This is a genomic window from Mycobacterium sp., assembly GCF_035623875.1.
GTDB lineage: Bacteria > Actinomycetota > Actinomycetes > Mycobacteriales > Mycobacteriaceae > Mycobacterium.
On sequence record NZ_DASPSP010000165.1, the window covers coordinates 1 to 13,898 of the forward strand.

At 65.7% G+C, this 13,898-nt stretch carries 15 protein-coding genes and 1 pseudogene; 8 read left to right on the plus strand and 8 right to left on the minus strand.

The features are described from left to right. The 8 genes and pseudogenes from VEI45_RS13305 to VEI45_RS13340 all read left to right on the plus strand — a co-directional run. Nucleotides 1–187, plus strand: a pseudogene (locus tag VEI45_RS13305) (NADH-quinone oxidoreductase subunit H); the annotation flags it as partial. Then, the gene (gene nuoI, locus VEI45_RS13310; protein ID WP_324853882.1) at nt 180–725 is read left to right on the plus strand and encodes an NADH-quinone oxidoreductase subunit NuoI; all 546 of its coding nucleotides are present in this window, start codon (nt 180–182) and stop codon (nt 723–725) included. The pseudogene VEI45_RS13305 and the gene nuoI, both read left to right, overlap by 8 nt. Beyond that, nucleotides 722–1,519, plus strand: coding sequence for an NADH-quinone oxidoreductase subunit J (locus VEI45_RS13315; protein ID WP_324853884.1), 798 nt, complete (start codon nt 722–724; stop codon nt 1,517–1,519). The genes nuoI and VEI45_RS13315 overlap by 4 nt, the downstream gene beginning before the upstream one ends. After that, nucleotides 1,516–1,815 (plus strand): NADH-quinone oxidoreductase subunit NuoK, encoded by a 300-nt coding sequence (gene nuoK / locus VEI45_RS13320; RefSeq protein WP_324436806.1) that lies wholly within the window; start codon nt 1,516–1,518, stop codon nt 1,813–1,815. Before VEI45_RS13315 ends, nuoK begins: the two co-directional genes overlap by 4 nt. A 4-nt stretch (nt 1,816–1,819) precedes the next feature. Then, complete coding sequence (gene nuoL, locus VEI45_RS13325) at nt 1,820–3,709, plus strand: NADH-quinone oxidoreductase subunit L (protein ID WP_324853886.1); 1,890 nt, start codon at nt 1,820–1,822, stop codon at nt 3,707–3,709. Further along, nucleotides 3,700–5,283: an NADH-quinone oxidoreductase subunit M gene (locus tag VEI45_RS13330; RefSeq protein ID WP_324853888.1), complete on the plus strand. Its 1,584-nt coding sequence runs from the start codon at nt 3,700–3,702 to the stop codon at nt 5,281–5,283. Before nuoL ends, VEI45_RS13330 begins: the two co-directional genes overlap by 10 nt. Continuing rightward, entirely contained in the window at nt 5,280–6,884 is a 1,605-nt protein-coding gene (nuoN, locus tag VEI45_RS13335; protein WP_414687473.1) for an NADH-quinone oxidoreductase subunit NuoN, read from the plus strand. The genes VEI45_RS13330 and nuoN overlap by 4 nt, the downstream gene beginning before the upstream one ends. After that, the gene (locus tag VEI45_RS13340) at nt 6,881–7,660 is read left to right on the plus strand and encodes an enoyl-CoA hydratase (protein ID WP_324853890.1); all 780 of its coding nucleotides are present in this window, start codon (nt 6,881–6,883) and stop codon (nt 7,658–7,660) included. Before nuoN ends, VEI45_RS13340 begins: the two co-directional genes overlap by 4 nt. A 261-nt stretch (nt 7,661–7,921) precedes the next feature. On the opposite strand, the gene VEI45_RS13350 is transcribed toward VEI45_RS13340, so the two are convergent. The 8 genes from VEI45_RS13350 to VEI45_RS13385 form a co-directional block, all read right to left on the minus strand. Continuing rightward, the gene (locus tag VEI45_RS13350) at nt 7,922–8,179 is read right to left on the minus strand and encodes a three-helix bundle dimerization domain-containing protein (protein ID WP_324853891.1); all 258 of its coding nucleotides are present in this window, start codon (nt 8,177–8,179) and stop codon (nt 7,922–7,924) included. Between the two features lie 170 nt (nt 8,180–8,349). Continuing rightward, complete coding sequence (locus VEI45_RS13355; RefSeq protein WP_324853959.1) at nt 8,350–8,802, minus strand: hypothetical protein; 453 nt, start codon at nt 8,800–8,802, stop codon at nt 8,350–8,352. Then, a complete protein-coding gene (locus tag VEI45_RS13360) occupies nt 8,802–10,055 on the minus strand; it encodes a DUF58 domain-containing protein (protein WP_324853893.1) in 1,254 nt (417 codons plus the stop codon). The genes VEI45_RS13355 and VEI45_RS13360 overlap by 1 nt, the downstream gene beginning before the upstream one ends. Before the next feature lie 13 nt (nt 10,056–10,068). Further along, nucleotides 10,069–11,037, minus strand: a complete 969-nt coding sequence (locus VEI45_RS13365) for a MoxR family ATPase (protein WP_324853895.1) — start codon at nt 11,035–11,037, stop codon at nt 10,069–10,071. Between the two features lie 42 nt (nt 11,038–11,079). Further along, entirely contained in the window at nt 11,080–11,562 is a 483-nt protein-coding gene (locus VEI45_RS13370; protein ID WP_324853897.1) for a hypothetical protein, read from the minus strand. Continuing rightward, nucleotides 11,559–12,497 (minus strand): DUF4129 domain-containing protein, encoded by a 939-nt coding sequence (locus VEI45_RS13375; RefSeq protein ID WP_324853899.1) that lies wholly within the window; start codon nt 12,495–12,497, stop codon nt 11,559–11,561. The genes VEI45_RS13370 and VEI45_RS13375 overlap by 4 nt, the downstream gene beginning before the upstream one ends. Before the next feature lie 116 nt (nt 12,498–12,613). Continuing rightward, nucleotides 12,614–13,075 carry an SRPBCC family protein gene (locus tag VEI45_RS13380; protein ID WP_324853900.1) on the minus strand — a complete coding sequence of 154 codons (462 nt, stop codon included), beginning with the start codon at nt 13,073–13,075 and terminating at the stop codon, nt 12,614–12,616. Nucleotides 13,076–13,193: 118 nt separating this feature from the next. Next, nucleotides 13,194–13,892, minus strand: coding sequence for a pyridoxamine 5'-phosphate oxidase family protein (locus VEI45_RS13385; RefSeq protein ID WP_414687474.1), 699 nt, complete (start codon nt 13,890–13,892; stop codon nt 13,194–13,196). Between the last annotated feature and the right edge of the window lie 6 nt (nt 13,893–13,898).

Genomic DNA, 13,898 nt, shown 5'->3' on the forward strand with positions numbered 1-13,898 from the left:
GATCTCCAGCCTCGTCGTCACCGTCGTGCTGCTGGCTCTGCTGCGAAAACCCTTCGGCAGCAAGCGAAGCCAGAAAAAGCGTCACGAACCGCCGGTGGAGGCAGAGCTCATCGAGCCGGCATACCCAACGCCGCCGCTGCCCGGCCAGCCGCTGGTTCCGGCGACCAAGGAGGCTGCTAATGGCTAAATTCCTCAGTTCCCTCGCCGGATTCGGCGTCACCTTCGGGACGATGTTCAAACGGCCGGTCACCGAGGAGTACCCGGAAAAGCCGGGCCCGGTGGCGCCCCGTTATCACGGCCGCCATCAGCTGAACCGCTACGCCGACGGGCTGGAGAAGTGCATCGGCTGCGAGCTGTGCGCGTGGTCGTGCCCGGCCGACGCCATCTACGTCGAGGGCGCCGACAACACCGAAGAGGCAAGGTTTTCGCCGGGCGAACGCTATGGTCGCGTCTACCAGATCAACTATCTGCGCTGCATCGGATGCGGGCTGTGCGTCGAAGCCTGCCCGACCCGCGCGTTGACGATGACCAACCACTACGAAATGGCCGACGACAACCGCGCTGACCTGATCTACGAAAAGGACCAGCTGCTGGCTCCGTTGCAGGAGGGCATGACCGCGGCACCGCACCCCAGGGCCGAAGGGGCCACCGACGCCGACTACTACCGCGGCAACGTGACGTCAGAAGGCTTGCGCGACAAGCAGAATTCGGACGTCACGCCATGACCACTTGGGGGACCACTCTGCTGGCCGCCGACATGCTCGCCCGCACCTCCACCGGTGAGGCAGTCACGTTCTATTTGCTCGGCGCGCTGGCGTTGATCGGCGCGGTAGGTGTCGTGTCGGCCGCCAATGCGGTCTACTCCGCGATGTTTCTGGCGATGACGATGATCATCCTGGCGGTCTTCTACATGATCGAAGGCGCGCTGTTCCTCGGCGTGGTCCAGATCGTGGTCTACACGGGCGCAGTGATGATGCTGTTTTTGTTCGTGCTGATGCTGATCGGCGTGGACTCGGCGGAGTCACTGGTCGAGACGCTGCGCGGACAGCGGGTCGCAGCGGTGGTGGCCGGCGTGGGATTCGGCGTCGTGCTCATCGCCGGCATCGGCAGCGTTACCACTGGTGGTTTCACCGGATTGACACAGGCCAATGCCGGCGGCAACGTCCAGGGTTTGGCAGCGCTGATCTTCTCCCGCTATCTGTGGGCGTTCGAGCTGACCAGCGCGCTGCTGATCACGGCGGCCGTCGGCGCGATGATTCTGGCGCACCGGGAGCGCTTCGAGCGCCGCAAGACCCAGCGCGAACTGTCGATCGAACGGTTCCGCCCGGGCGGCCACCCGACCCCGCTGCCCGGTCCGGGAGTCTATGCCCGGCACAACGCAGTCGACATGGCCGCGCGGCTTCCCGACGGGTCCTACTCCCGGTTGTCGGTGCCCGAGGTGTTGGAGCAGCGGACAACCGAAGATCTGGAAGTGCACGCCCGCGGTGGTGCCAACGGTTCCAAGGACGGTGCGTCATGAATCCGCAGAACTACCTCTACCTATCGGCGCTGCTGTTCACTATCGGGGCAGCCGGTGTGCTGTTGCGTCGCAACGCCATCGTGATGTTCATGTGCGTCGAGCTGATGCTCAACGCGGTCAACCTGGCGTTCGTTACTTTCGCCCGGATGCATGGTCAGCTCGACGGCCAGATGGTGGCGTTCTTCACCATGGTCGTCGCCGCCTGCGAGGTCGTGGTGGGCCTGGCTATCATCATGACGATTTTCCGTGCCCGCAGATCGGCCTCGGTCGACGACGCCAACCTGCTCAAGGGCTGAGCTGATGACACACTTCACCTGGCTGGTCGTAGCTCTTCCCGCGGCCGGCGCCGCGATCCTGCTGCTCGGCGGCAGACGCACCGACCCGTGGGGACACCTGCTGGGCTGCGCGACCGCGCTGGCGTCGTTCGGAGTCGGCCTGGAGCTGCTCGCCGACCTGCTCGGCCGGCACGGCGACGCCCGGACCATCAGCCAGCACCTGTTCAGCTGGGTCCCGGTCGGCAATCTGCAGGTCGACTTCGGTCTGCAGGTGGATCAGTTGTCGATCTGCTTCGTGCTGCTGATCACCGGAGTGGGTTCGCTGATCCACATTTACTCGGTCGGCTACATGGCCGAAGACCCCGATCGCCGCAGGTTTTTCGCTTACCTCAACCTCTTTCTCGCGGCCATGCTGTTGCTGGTGGTGGGCAACAACTACCTGGTCCTGTACACCGGTTGGGAAGGTGTGGGCCTGGCGTCTTACCTGCTGATCGGTTTCTGGTATCACAAGCCGACGGCGGCCACCGCGGCCAAGAAAGCGTTCGTGATGAACCGGGTCGGGGACGCCGGGTTGGCGCTGGCGATTTTCGTGATCTTCGCCAACTTCGGCACGCTGTCGTACTCCGGGGTGTTCGGCCAAGCTCCGGGGGCCAGCCGCGGCGCGCTGACCGCGATCGGGTTGTTGCTGCTGTTGGGCGCCTGCGCCAAGTCCGCGCAGGTACCGCTGCAGGCCTGGCTGGGTGACGCGATGGAGGGCCCGACCCCGGTGTCCGCGCTGATCCACGCCGCCACCATGGTGACCGCCGGCGTGTACCTGATCGTGCGATCCAACCCGCTGTACAACCTGGCGCCCGACGCCCAACTGGCCGTGGTCATCGTCGGCGCCGTCACACTGCTGTTCGGCGCGATCATCGGCTGCGCCAAGGACGACATCAAACGCGCGCTGGCAGCATCGACGATCAGCCAGATCGGCTACATGGTGCTGGCCGCCGGCCTGGGCCCGGCCGGCTACGCCTTTGCGATCCTGCACCTGCTCACCCACGGATTCTTCAAAGCCGGGCTGTTCCTCGGGTCCGGCGCGGTGATCCACGCGATGCACGACGAGCAGGACATGCGCCGGTACGGGGGTCTGCGCGCCGCCCTGCCGATCACCTTCGTGACATTCGGGCTGGGCTATCTGGCGATCATCGGAGTGCCGCCGTTCGCCGGCTACTTCTCCAAGGACGCCATCATCGAAGCCGCGCTGGGCGCAGGCGGAGTCCGCGGCTACCTGTTGGGCGGAGCCGCACTGCTTGGCGCCGGCATCACCGCGTTCTACATGACGCGGGTGATGCTGATGACGTTCTTTGGCGAAAAGCGTTGGGCCGCAGATGCACATCCGCATGAGGCGCCTGCGGTGATGACCTGGCCGATGATCCTGCTGGCCGTCGGCTCGGTGTTCTCCGGCGGCCTGCTGGCGGTCGGCGGCACCCTGCGGCACTGGCTGGAACCGGTGGTCAACTTCGAGGAAAGCTCGCATGTGTGGCCGACGTGGGCGTTCACCACCGTCACAATCGGCATCGTCCTGGTCGGAATCGGCGTGGCCGTCCTGCTCTATGGCCTGCGCACGGTTCCCGACACCGCGCCCGCTGACGTTTCGGTGCTGACCGTGGCCGCGCGTCGAGATCTCTACGGCGACGCCTTCAACGAGGAGGTGTTCATGCGACCCGGTGCGCAGCTGACCAACGCGCTGGTCGAATTCGACGACCAGGGTGTGGACGGCTCCGTCAACGCGCTCGCGGCGCTGGTGAGCCGGACCTCGGACTGGCTGCGCGGATTGCAGACCGGGTACGTCCGCAACTATGCGTGGTCGATGCTCGTGGGCGCGACGCTGGTTGCTGCCGCGGCGATCCTGGCGGTGCGGCTGTGGACGTAACGAGCTTTCCGTGGCTTTCCGTACTGTGGCTGGTGCCGTTGGCCGGTGCACTGGCCGTCATTGCGATACCGCCGGGATGGCGGCCATTCGCCAGGTGGCTCGGCCTGGCCGTCTCTGTGGCCGCGCTCGTGGTGTCGATCCTGATCGCGGTCGAGTTCAAGACCGGAGGCCCGACTTACCAGTTCGCCGAAACCCACCGCTGGATACCGGCATTCGGCGCCGGGTACACCCTCGGCGTCGACGGCATCGCGCTGGTGCTGGTGCTGTTGACCACGATCCTGGTGCCGCTGCTGTTGGTGGCCGGCTGGAACGACGGCGGCGAGCGCCCGCGCGGCATCCAGGCCTACATCGCGCTGACCCTGACCATCGAGTCAATGGTGCTGATTTCGGTGATCTCGCTCGACGTGCTGCTGTTCTACGTGTTCTTCGAGGCGATGCTCATTCCGATGTATTTCCTCATCGGTGCCTTCGGCGGCGGCGCGCAGCGGTCCCGCGCGGCGGTGAAGTTCTTGTTGTACAACCTGTTCGGTGGCCTGATCATGCTGGCCGCCGTGATCGGGTTGTACGTGGTGACCGCTGAGCATGGTTCGGGAACATTCGACTTCCGTCAAATCGTCGCCGCCGTCTCGTCGGGTTCGCTCGGTGCCTCTTCGGCAGTGCTCAAGGCGCTGTTCCTGGGATTCATGTTCGCGTTCGCGATCAAGGCGCCGCTATGGCCGTTCCACCGCTGGCTGCCCGACGCCGCGGTGGAATCGACCCCCGCGACGGCGGTGCTGATCACGGGAGTGATGGACAAGGTCGGCACATTCGGCATGCTGCGCTACTGCTTGCAGTTGTTCCCTGACGCCTCCACGTATTTCCGCCCGCTGATCGTCGTCTTGGCGGTCGTCGGCATCATCTATGGCGCGATCGTGGCGATCGGCCAGACCGACATCATGCGGCTGATCGCCTACACGTCGATCTCGCACTTCGGCTTCATCATCCTCGGCATCTTCGTGATGACCACCCAAGGCCAGAGCGGCTCGACGCTGTACATGCTCAACCACGGCATATCCACCGCCGCGCTATTCCTCATCGCCGGATTCCTGATCTCGCGGCGCGGCACCCGGTCGATCGCCGCGTACGGCGGTGTGCAGAAGGTGGCGCCCGTGCTGGCCGGCACATTCCTGATCGCCGGCCTGGCCACGGTGTCGCTGCCCGGGCTGGCGCCATTCATCAGCGAGTTCCTGGTGCTGATCGGTGCATACACGCGTTACTGGCTGGCCGCGGCATTCGGCGTCACCGCGCTGGTGCTCTCGTCGATGTACATTTTGTGGCTTTACCAGCGGGTGATGACCGGCCCCGTCGCCGACGGCAACGAACGGATCCGTGACCTGGTGCCGCGCGAAATCGTCGTCGTCGCACCGCTGATCGCACTGCTCCTGGTGCTCGGGGTGTATCCGAAACCGGTGCTGGACATCATCAACCCCGCGGTAGGGAACACCATGGCCACCATCGGCCAGTACGACCCCGCGCCGAGCGTGCAGCCAGGTGTCGCGCACTTGCCGGGGACGGCGGAAGGACCGCACCGATGACGTCGATTTCTGCGCCCACGCCCAGCGTCGAATATGGGCTGCTGTCACCGATACTCATCGTCTTCGGTGTCGCCGTGGCCGGTGTCCTGGTGGAGGCATTCCTGCCCCGACGAGTCCGCTACGGCGCCCAGGTCATCCTTGCCGTCGGCGGACTGATCGCCGCGTTCGTCGCTGTCGTCCTAGTCGGCAGGCAAATTCCACCACCCGGCCGCACCGCGGTGCTGCGGGCGCTGGCCATCGACGGCCCAACTCTGGTGTTGCAGGGCACGATCCTGCTGGTCGCGGTGCTGGCGGTGATCTTCATCGCCGAACGACGTGCCGATGCGAACGCCACTGCCGGCCCGGGCGCAGCGACCGCCACAGCCCACATCGCCGCCGGGCTGGACTCGTTCACCCCGCAAGCCTCCGCGGTGCCGGACAGCGCAGCCGAGCATCACGCGATCCGAGCCGGAGTGCGACAGACCGAGCTCTTCCCACTGGCCATGCTGGCCGTCGGCGGCATGCTGGTGTTCCCGGCCGCCAACGACCTGCTGACGATGTTCGTCGCACTGGAAGTCTTATCGCTGCCGCTGTACCTGTTGTGCGGGCTGGCCCGTCACCGCCGCTTGCTGTCTCAGGAGGCAGCGGTGAAATACTTTCTGCTGGGCGCATTCTCGTCGGCGTTCTTCCTGTACGGCGTGGCGCTGCTCTACGGCGCGACCAGGACACTGTCGCTGCCCGGAATCGCCGATGCGCTGGCAGGCAGCACCAACGACTCGATGGCGTTGATCGGCGTCGCCCTGTTGTCGGTCGGCCTGTTGTTCAAGGTCGGAGCGGTCCCGTTCCATTCGTGGATTCCCGACGTCTACCAGGGTGCGCCAACGCCGATCACCGGCTTCATGGCCGCGGCCACCAAGGTCGCGGCGTTCGGCGCGCTATTGCGGGTCGTCTATGTGGCGCTCCCGCCGCTTCATGACCAGTGGCGGCCTGTGCTGTGGGCGATCTCGATCCTGACCATGGCGGTCGGCACCATCACCGCGGTGAACCAGACCGACGTCAAACGGATGTTGGCGTACTCGTCGATCGCACACGTCGGCTTCATCCTCACCGGCGTCATCGCAGACAACCCGGCGGGTCTCGCGGCAACGATGTTTTACCTGGTCGCCTACAGCTTCAGCACGGTCGGCGCATTCGCGGTCGTCGGCCTGGTCCGCAACTCTAACGGCGACGAAGACGCCACGATCGCCCACTGGGCCGGATTGGGCCAACGTCATCCCGTTGTGGGCCTGCTTCTCTCGATGTTCTTGCTGGCGTTCGCCGGTATCCCGTTGACCAGCGGATTCGTCAGTAAGTTCGCGGTGTTCCAGGCGGCGGCCAAGGGCGGAGCGGTGCCGCTGGTCATCATCGGTGTGATCGCCAGCGGGGTGGCGGCCTACTTCTACGTCCGGGTGATCGTGCTGATGTTCTTCACCGAACCGCACGCCGATCAGGTGCGCGTCGTAATGCCCAGCTTCTGGAGCAAAGTGGCGATCGCGGCATGCGCAGTGGTCACCATCGGCCTGGGTGTCTTCCCGCAGCCGCTACTCGATCTTGTCAACCAGGCCGCGCAGTTCGTCAGATGACGGCATCGCTGGTTCTCAGCGACCACGCCGGCCCGGTGCGGGTGCTGACCATGAACCGCCCCGAGGCGCGAAACGCGTTGAACACCAACCTGATCGAGGAGCTCTACGCGGCGTTGTGCGAAGCTGACGCCGACCCGTTGGTGCGGGCGGTGGTGCTCACCGGCGCCGACCCTGCCTTCTGTGCCGGTGTCGATCTTAAAGAGGCCCAACAGCTCGGGACGGTCTACTTCGAGCAATTTCAAACACAAAGCTGCATTCGTAAGACTGCCGACATGGCAACACCGATCATCGGCGCGATCAACGGCCCGGTATTCACCGGCGGACTGGAGATGGCGCTGGGTTGCGACTTTCTCATCGCCTCCCAGCGCGCCGTTTTCGCCGATACCCACGCCAGGGTAGGCATCTTGCCCGGCGGGGGTATGACGGCCCGGCTGCCGCAGCTTGTCGGCGGGGCCATGGCGCGGCGCCTGTCGATGACCGGCGAAGTCGTCGATGCCGCACGCGCGGAGCAGATCGGATTGGTGACTGAAGTCGTCCCGCACGATCGGCTGCTGCCGCGCGCGGTTGAGTTGGCCAGCCAGATCGCCGAGGTGCCGGCCCCAATCATGGCCGGCCTCAAGCAGATCTATGTCACCGGGTGGGCGGCGGTCACCGATCCGGCGCTGGCCGCCGAACAGGACATCGCCGGCTCCCAAGAGCTGGACCGCGACGGACTAGGGGCCCGTTACGCCGAGATCAGCGAGCGCAATCGTCGCCAGATCCGGCCTCAGTCTTAGCGAAGAAGCGGGCTTTAGTCGGTGGATCATTGAACTGGCTGGATGCCCACAACGGGCCGACCGCCTCGGCAACGGCGGCGAAGAATTGTTGACCCAAATCGCCATTCGCTTCAGCCAGACATTTGCGCAGGGCGCTCGCTTCCAGCGCGGCTACCGTCATGCCTCGGCCATAGATGGGATTGGTGCTGCAAATCGCGTCACCGAGATGTCGGCGCCAATCATGGCCGGTCGCAGTGAAATCCGAGTACAGCGGCTAAAGCGCTAGGCCTTGGAGCCTGCTACGACGAGGTCGCCGAATGCAACGGCCGCCAGATCCGGCCGCAAAACGCTTAGTTCCTCGAGTTCCTCGTCGGCGCGCCGCTCCACCAGCAAAGGAATGAAATCGCGCACCCGGCTGCTGTGGAACCGCGCATAAGCGTGCTGCACTACAGCGGCGATGTGATCGTGCGGAAGAGCCGTGTATTTCTTGGCGAGGCGGCGCTCAACATCGCCAATCAACACCCGCTCTTCTTGAGGCATCCCGATATTCTCGCCGCCATCCTGACAGCGGTCAAGACGCTTCCCGTAAACGATCTGTTGGGTAAATCGTTGGGGAAAAATACTTTTGCGCCGAAGGAGTAGCGGGTATAGTCCGCCCACGGGCCGTACATCGGACGAGGGTAGTGTATGGCCTCATTCCCTCATTGCGGTCAGTTCCGCAGAAACGGCCGAGTAGCCAGTAAGTACACCGCGAACGCGGCCAGCGGAGCCAGCAACGGCAACCACGGAAGCTGCAGTGGAAATGCCGTGGCAACCAAGCCGGCGAAGGTGAATCCCACGGCTCCAACCAGCGTTGCTCCGCTGACGCTGTCAAGCCCGGCGCTGCTACCGGCTGCGTGCCGCAGCACCAGATAGACGGCCGCGGACAATCCGGACACCGCGGCCAGCGTCGCCGCAGCATCGGACAGCGCGATCACCACTACCGCGAGCAGCACCGCGAGAGTGGCGACGGGGCGAAACAGGGTTCCGGCCACCACCGCGACCACCGCCGACGTCGCCGCGACGAGGGCCGGCCCGTGCGATCCGATCCCCACGGCTCCCACCATCAACAGGCCACAGGCCGCTGACAAGATGCGCGCCGCCAGCTGCCCACCAAGCCTCATCATCGGCGTCCCGTTACCGGCCGACGGCGATCGGGCACCAGGCGCATCGATTGGTCCAGGGTGCGGTCCGCCTGCCAGGCGACCACGTCGACACCGACGGTGCCCATGTCGCGATACATCGCGGACCGCTGCAGCGTCCACATCCTATCCACCAGAGGGTCCTGTTGAGCGGCGAACGGCGAGCCCTGCAGCACATCGACTGCCACCACGACGTGACCGCGTCTGCGCAGGTCGATCAGTGACAACGCGAACTCGGTGTCGAGCAGCGTGGAGAACGCGACCACGATCGCACCCGGCGGAATAGCTGCGCGCGGCGCCAAAGTCCCAGTGGTGGTTTCGAATTCGTTACCGGCGGCAAGCACGGTGTCGAGTACCCGATAGAACTGACGCTGCCCGATGTCGGCGCCCAGCCAGCGGGGCCGGCGACCGCCGAGCGCGACGATGCCGGCCCGATCACCGTTGCGCAGCGCCGTCTGCACCACCTGCGCGGCACCACGCACCGTCCGCTCAGTGGAGGCCGTTGCCGGGCCGGCCGGCTGCGGATAGCCGTCGATGAGCACCACCACATCGGCGGACCGGTCGGTCAACCGCTGCGTCACATGCAGGCGGCCGCGGCGGGCGCTCACCGGCCAATTGACGGTGCGCAGCTGGTCACCGGGCACATAGGTGCGAATGTCGGCATACTCGACGCCGCGGCCTATGTGCCGGGTCAGGTGGGTGCCGAGCCGATCGAGCAGCTCAGTCGGTGGGAGCGCCGTCGGTTGCGGCGGCGTCATCGGAAACACCGTCACATCGGCTGCGTCGACGGTGCCCGTCCCGGTCAGCAGCCCGCCATGCGCGACGACCTCAACCGTGGCCCGGATCGGATAACGGCCCCAGCGTTCGGCCGTGGTGGCCACCGTCTGCCGCTGACGCGATGTCCGATCCAGAACTTCTAGTCGCATCCCTTCGACTGCTGACACCGTGAGTCCTACTGCAGCACCGTAATTTTCAGTCGTGGCCCAGACGGTCAGTTGCGCCTGCTCGGTTTCAAAGCATCGCTGCGAACCCGGTTCGGCATGTACCTTGACCGTCGGCATCGGCCGCTGCCAGCTGATTGAACACAACACACCCAGCAGCGGCGCCGCGAAGGCAATCAGCTGCCAGCGCGATCCGATCAAAGCGAGGGCCAGCGCCAATGCGGCACAGGTCGCCGTCGCACGCGTCAATGTTGATGCGCGCCAATGTAACTGGGCTTCCCGGGTCTCGATCACATCGTTGCGTCGCTTACTGCGGACCGCCGCCCGTTCGCGGAACCGGCAACCGCCGTAGCAGATCTTCGACGATGTCGGAGCCTTGAATCTTTCGTACCCACATCTCCGGTCGCAACGTGATGCGGTGCGCCACAGCAGGGGTGGCGAGCGCCTTGATGTCTTCGGGTATCACGTAATCGCGGCCAAGCAGCAGGGCGCGGGCGCGAGCGAGCTGGACCAGATCGAGTTCCGCACGGGGGCTGGCGCCCACCGCGACTTGGGGGTGGTTTCGACTCGCGGCAGCCAGCGAAACCACGTAGTGCAAGACGTCTTCGTGCACACTCACCTGTTCGACCGACTCGCGCATGGCCAGCAGATCGTGAGCATCGACAACCTGACTGACTGTCGGCTCGGCCGAGCCGCGATCCAGTCGGCGGCGCAGCATCGAGGTCTCGTCGCGCTCGGAGAGGTAGCGCAGCTCGAGCCGAACCGCGAACCGGTCCAACTGTGCCTCGGGCAACGGGTAGGTGCCTTCGTATTCGATCGGGTTGTCGGTGGCCAGAACAATGAACGGTTGGGGCAGCCGGTGTGTTGCGCCGTCAATGCTGACCTGGCCCTCGGCCATCGCCTCCAGTAAAGCCGCCTGGGTCTTGGGCGGTGTCCGGTTGATCTCGTCGGCAAGGAGCAGGTTGGTGAAGATCGGCCCCGGGCGAAACTCGAAGCGACCGGAATGCATGTCGTAAATCGTCGAGCCGAGCAGATCCGCCGGCAGCAAGTCGGGGGTGAACTGCACGCGGGTGAAATCCAGCCCAAGTGCCGCGGCAAAGGACCGGGCGATCAACGTCTTGCCGAGGCCGGGCAGGTCTTCGATGAGAACGTGCCCGCGGGCGAGCACCGTGGTGAGGATGAGGGTCAGCGCGGCTCGCTTCCCCACCACGACACGCTCGATTTCATCGAGCACCGCCTGCGCGCGGGCCGTGGTTATAGGCGCCGGCTTGGTCATTTTCGAGCCATCTCCGAGGTCATATGCGAGTCGTACCCTCCGTCATACCTGTTCCAACCGTTCCAGGATTTCCGCGAGCGTCGCCCGTCCCGGCCCGGGTTCGCGCGCGCCGGTTGGCGCGACGTTGTTGGGATTGACCCACGCCCACAGTTGCGGCCCGAAAAGCATTCGCCCGGTGGCATCAAACGCGGCCGGGTCTTTGGCCTGGTTTAGGCCAGTGGTAATCGCGTACCGTCTGGCCAGCATCGGACGCAGGTGGCGGTCCCAATCGGCTCGGGTGGATTCCGAACGGTGGATCAGCGTTTCCGTTCGCGATAGCCAACTACGTAGCGACTCCTCGAGGGCGTTCGGGGCGGCGAGGGGCGGCGATTCGACGCCGTGGCCGAGGACCTGGCGCACATTGACCAATGCGAACAGCGCCGCGACACCGGCTGTCCAGAGCACCCACCGACGATCGTGCAGCAACAGCGTAGCCAGCTCCGCGGTCAGTATGATGGAAATGCCCAGGGCGACAATCCGTTTCATACCAGGCTCCGCAATTCAGCGAGAACCAGCTGCAGCACACGTAATGCGCTTTCCCGATGCGCCTCGCTCATCACATGTGGACTGAACCGGGCCTCTTCGAACAAGTTCACCAGCTCGCTGGCGTTATCGAGATGCAGCGCGTGGTTTTCGACGGCCCGGGCCAGCACCTCGGTGGGGGTATCGAAGTCCTGCGGGACGGCCCGGGGTACATGCGCCAGTTCGCGTTCCATCGCCGCATAACACGCGATGATCGCCTCCCTCGGTTCGCGGCTGCGGTCCCCGATTTCGGCCAACCCGACTTCGGCTGCCCGCACCAGAGACTCCGAGGTGCCCATGGGCACAGGTGGTGGGGTCGTCATTTCACCACCGACTATGAGCGCCTCCCCGACGCGCCGTCGACGCGCAGCGACCACAGCCCCCACGACGGTCAGCACCAACAGTGCCACCGCGGTCGCGGTCAGGCTGCGCAGCATGCCCCGATCTCCGCCCACGTCCCGCGGCTGGGGTGGTCGAGAGACGTTGCCGGCGGGTGTCGGCGCGGTTGATGCCGGTGCGGTCGGGGCCTGACCGGCGGTATGCAGCAGGACGAACTGCGAAAGCAGCCACACGGCCAACAGCCACGCGGCGAGCACGGCAGCCCCGATCATCAACACCCGCCACGTCGGTCGGCCCCGGCCGTCGGAAAACCTCTCCGGCAGGCCACCGGCGCTGGGTGTCGCCCTGCGCGGGTCGCGCAGCCGGACGATGATCGCTACAGCCAAAATAATTACCGACACGCTGAACATGGCGATCACGTAGACCAGCGACGCCCCACTGTCCGGCGGTGCTTTCCGCGCCGCACGCTCAACGCCCGGAAGATAGCCGCGCAACGACGCAGCGATAACGATGAGCAGCACAATCACGGCGACCACGCGGCCCGTCGCCTTGTCAAACATTGGCACACCACTCGACCGGATAGCCTGCCGCTGTTGCGGCATTCCGTTTGCTCATCCTGGCACGTCGCCCGCCTGCCCTGCCAGCGATCGGTGGAGTTACCCCGATCCCCTGCCGGCTATGCGTTGCGCTCGGCGACCTCGGCAAGCCGGTCGAGGGATGCCCGAAGCCGCTCCGGCGTCGTTTGGCGGGCGCGTGGTAGGCGATTCTCGTCGGTCAATCGGGACCAGTCGTAGGTGTGGGTGACCCGGGTGCGGGTGTCGGTCAGGGGTTCGAGCTCCCAGCGCCACAGATGCCCCGGCGGTCGCCGACCCGATTCCGATGGGAACCAGGCGATGCGACGGCCTTCTTCGAACTCAGCGATGTGATTGTCGCGGATGTCGCCGCCGGTGAGGGTCATGATGAAGACGTCTCCGACGCTGTGAATGCGTTGTCCTGGTTCGGCTTTGGCGAGGTTGTCATTGCCGTCCCACAGCGGCTGCTGCGCGGGATCGGCGATCAGCTCGAAAATTCGACTGGTGCTCGCGGCGATCTCGCAGCTCGCGCTCACCACTCGAGGGACGTCGGCGTCGTCGGCCATGGCTTATCCAAGCATGCTTTGCGGCTGTGATTGGGGAAGCCCGGCCGCCTCCCCAATCACCGCCTCGCCGGTGTTGACATAGGCACGAGCCAGGCGCGGGCCCGGTTCATTGAATGCATCAGCGCCGGCGATAGGAGGTGAGGTAGGGCGGCAGCGGCACAGCGGGGTCCAGGTCGTCGGCGGGCACGGGCGTGCCGGCCATCAGCGTCAGCGGCACGACCCCGGCCCAATGCGGCAACGCGGTGTCCGCCTCATCGTCGACCGGTCCCCCGTCACGCACCTTGGCGGAGACCTCGACGAGATCGAGCGCCAAGACGGCAGTGGCCGCGAGTTCGCGGGCGTTGGGCCGTCTGCTGTCGGCGGACCGGCCGGACGCAACGTGATCGAGCAGGCCGGCCAGCGCGCGCAGCTTCTCCTGCCGGTCCCGCACCAGGCGCGCATTGCCCACCACGACGACCGACCGGTAGTTCAGCGAATGGTGCAACGCCGCGCGAGCCAGCACGAGACCGTCCACCAGAGTGACGGTGACGCAGACCGGCAGTCCCTCCGCGGACTCGGCGGCCGCGAGCATCGGGCCGCTGCCGGTGGATCCGTGCAGGTAAAGGATTTCGCCCAGCCGCGCGTGGGTCGTGGGTAACACCACCGGTCGACCCGAATTGAGGTAGCCGACGTGACAGATCAACGCCTCGTCGAGAACGCCGTGGACGGTTGCCCGGTCGTAGCGGGCGCGCTCGCGATAACGCGTGGGCACCATTCGCGGTGTAGGCGGGTACGCGTGGCCAACGGCCTGCGATGAGCTTGCTGCCGACACTGCCATTGTCTC

What these genes read in the sequence shown, in the direction of transcription:
- nuoI (WP_324853882.1), top strand. Translation starts at nt 180, where the DNA reads ATGGCTAAATTCCTCAGTTCCCTCGCCGGATTCGGCGTCACCTTCGGG.
- VEI45_RS13315 (WP_324853884.1), top strand. Translation starts at nt 722, where the DNA reads ATGACCACTTGGGGGACCACTCTGCTGGCCGCCGACATGCTCGCCCGC.
- nuoK (WP_324436806.1), top strand. Translation starts at nt 1,516, where the DNA reads ATGAATCCGCAGAACTACCTCTACCTATCGGCGCTGCTGTTCACTATC.
- nuoL (WP_324853886.1), top strand. Translation starts at nt 1,820, where the DNA reads ATGACACACTTCACCTGGCTGGTCGTAGCTCTTCCCGCGGCCGGCGCC.
- nuoN (WP_414687473.1), top strand. Translation starts at nt 5,280, where the DNA reads ATGACGTCGATTTCTGCGCCCACGCCCAGCGTCGAATATGGGCTGCTG.
- VEI45_RS13340 (WP_324853890.1), top strand. Translation starts at nt 6,881, where the DNA reads ATGACGGCATCGCTGGTTCTCAGCGACCACGCCGGCCCGGTGCGGGTG.
- VEI45_RS13350 (WP_324853891.1), bottom strand. Translation starts at nt 8,179, where the DNA reads ATGCCTCAAGAAGAGCGGGTGTTGATTGGCGATGTTGAGCGCCGCCTC.
- VEI45_RS13355 (WP_324853959.1), bottom strand. Translation starts at nt 8,802, where the DNA reads ATGAGGCTTGGTGGGCAGCTGGCGGCGCGCATCTTGTCAGCGGCCTGT.
- VEI45_RS13365 (WP_324853895.1), bottom strand. Translation starts at nt 11,037, where the DNA reads ATGACCAAGCCGGCGCCTATAACCACGGCCCGCGCGCAGGCGGTGCTC.
- VEI45_RS13370 (WP_324853897.1), bottom strand. Translation starts at nt 11,562, where the DNA reads ATGAAACGGATTGTCGCCCTGGGCATTTCCATCATACTGACCGCGGAG.
- VEI45_RS13375 (WP_324853899.1), bottom strand. Translation starts at nt 12,497, where the DNA reads ATGTTTGACAAGGCGACGGGCCGCGTGGTCGCCGTGATTGTGCTGCTC.
- VEI45_RS13380 (WP_324853900.1), bottom strand. Translation starts at nt 13,075, where the DNA reads ATGGCCGACGACGCCGACGTCCCTCGAGTGGTGAGCGCGAGCTGCGAG.
- VEI45_RS13385 (WP_414687474.1), bottom strand. Translation starts at nt 13,892, where the DNA reads ATGGCAGTGTCGGCAGCAAGCTCATCGCAGGCCGTTGGCCACGCGTAC.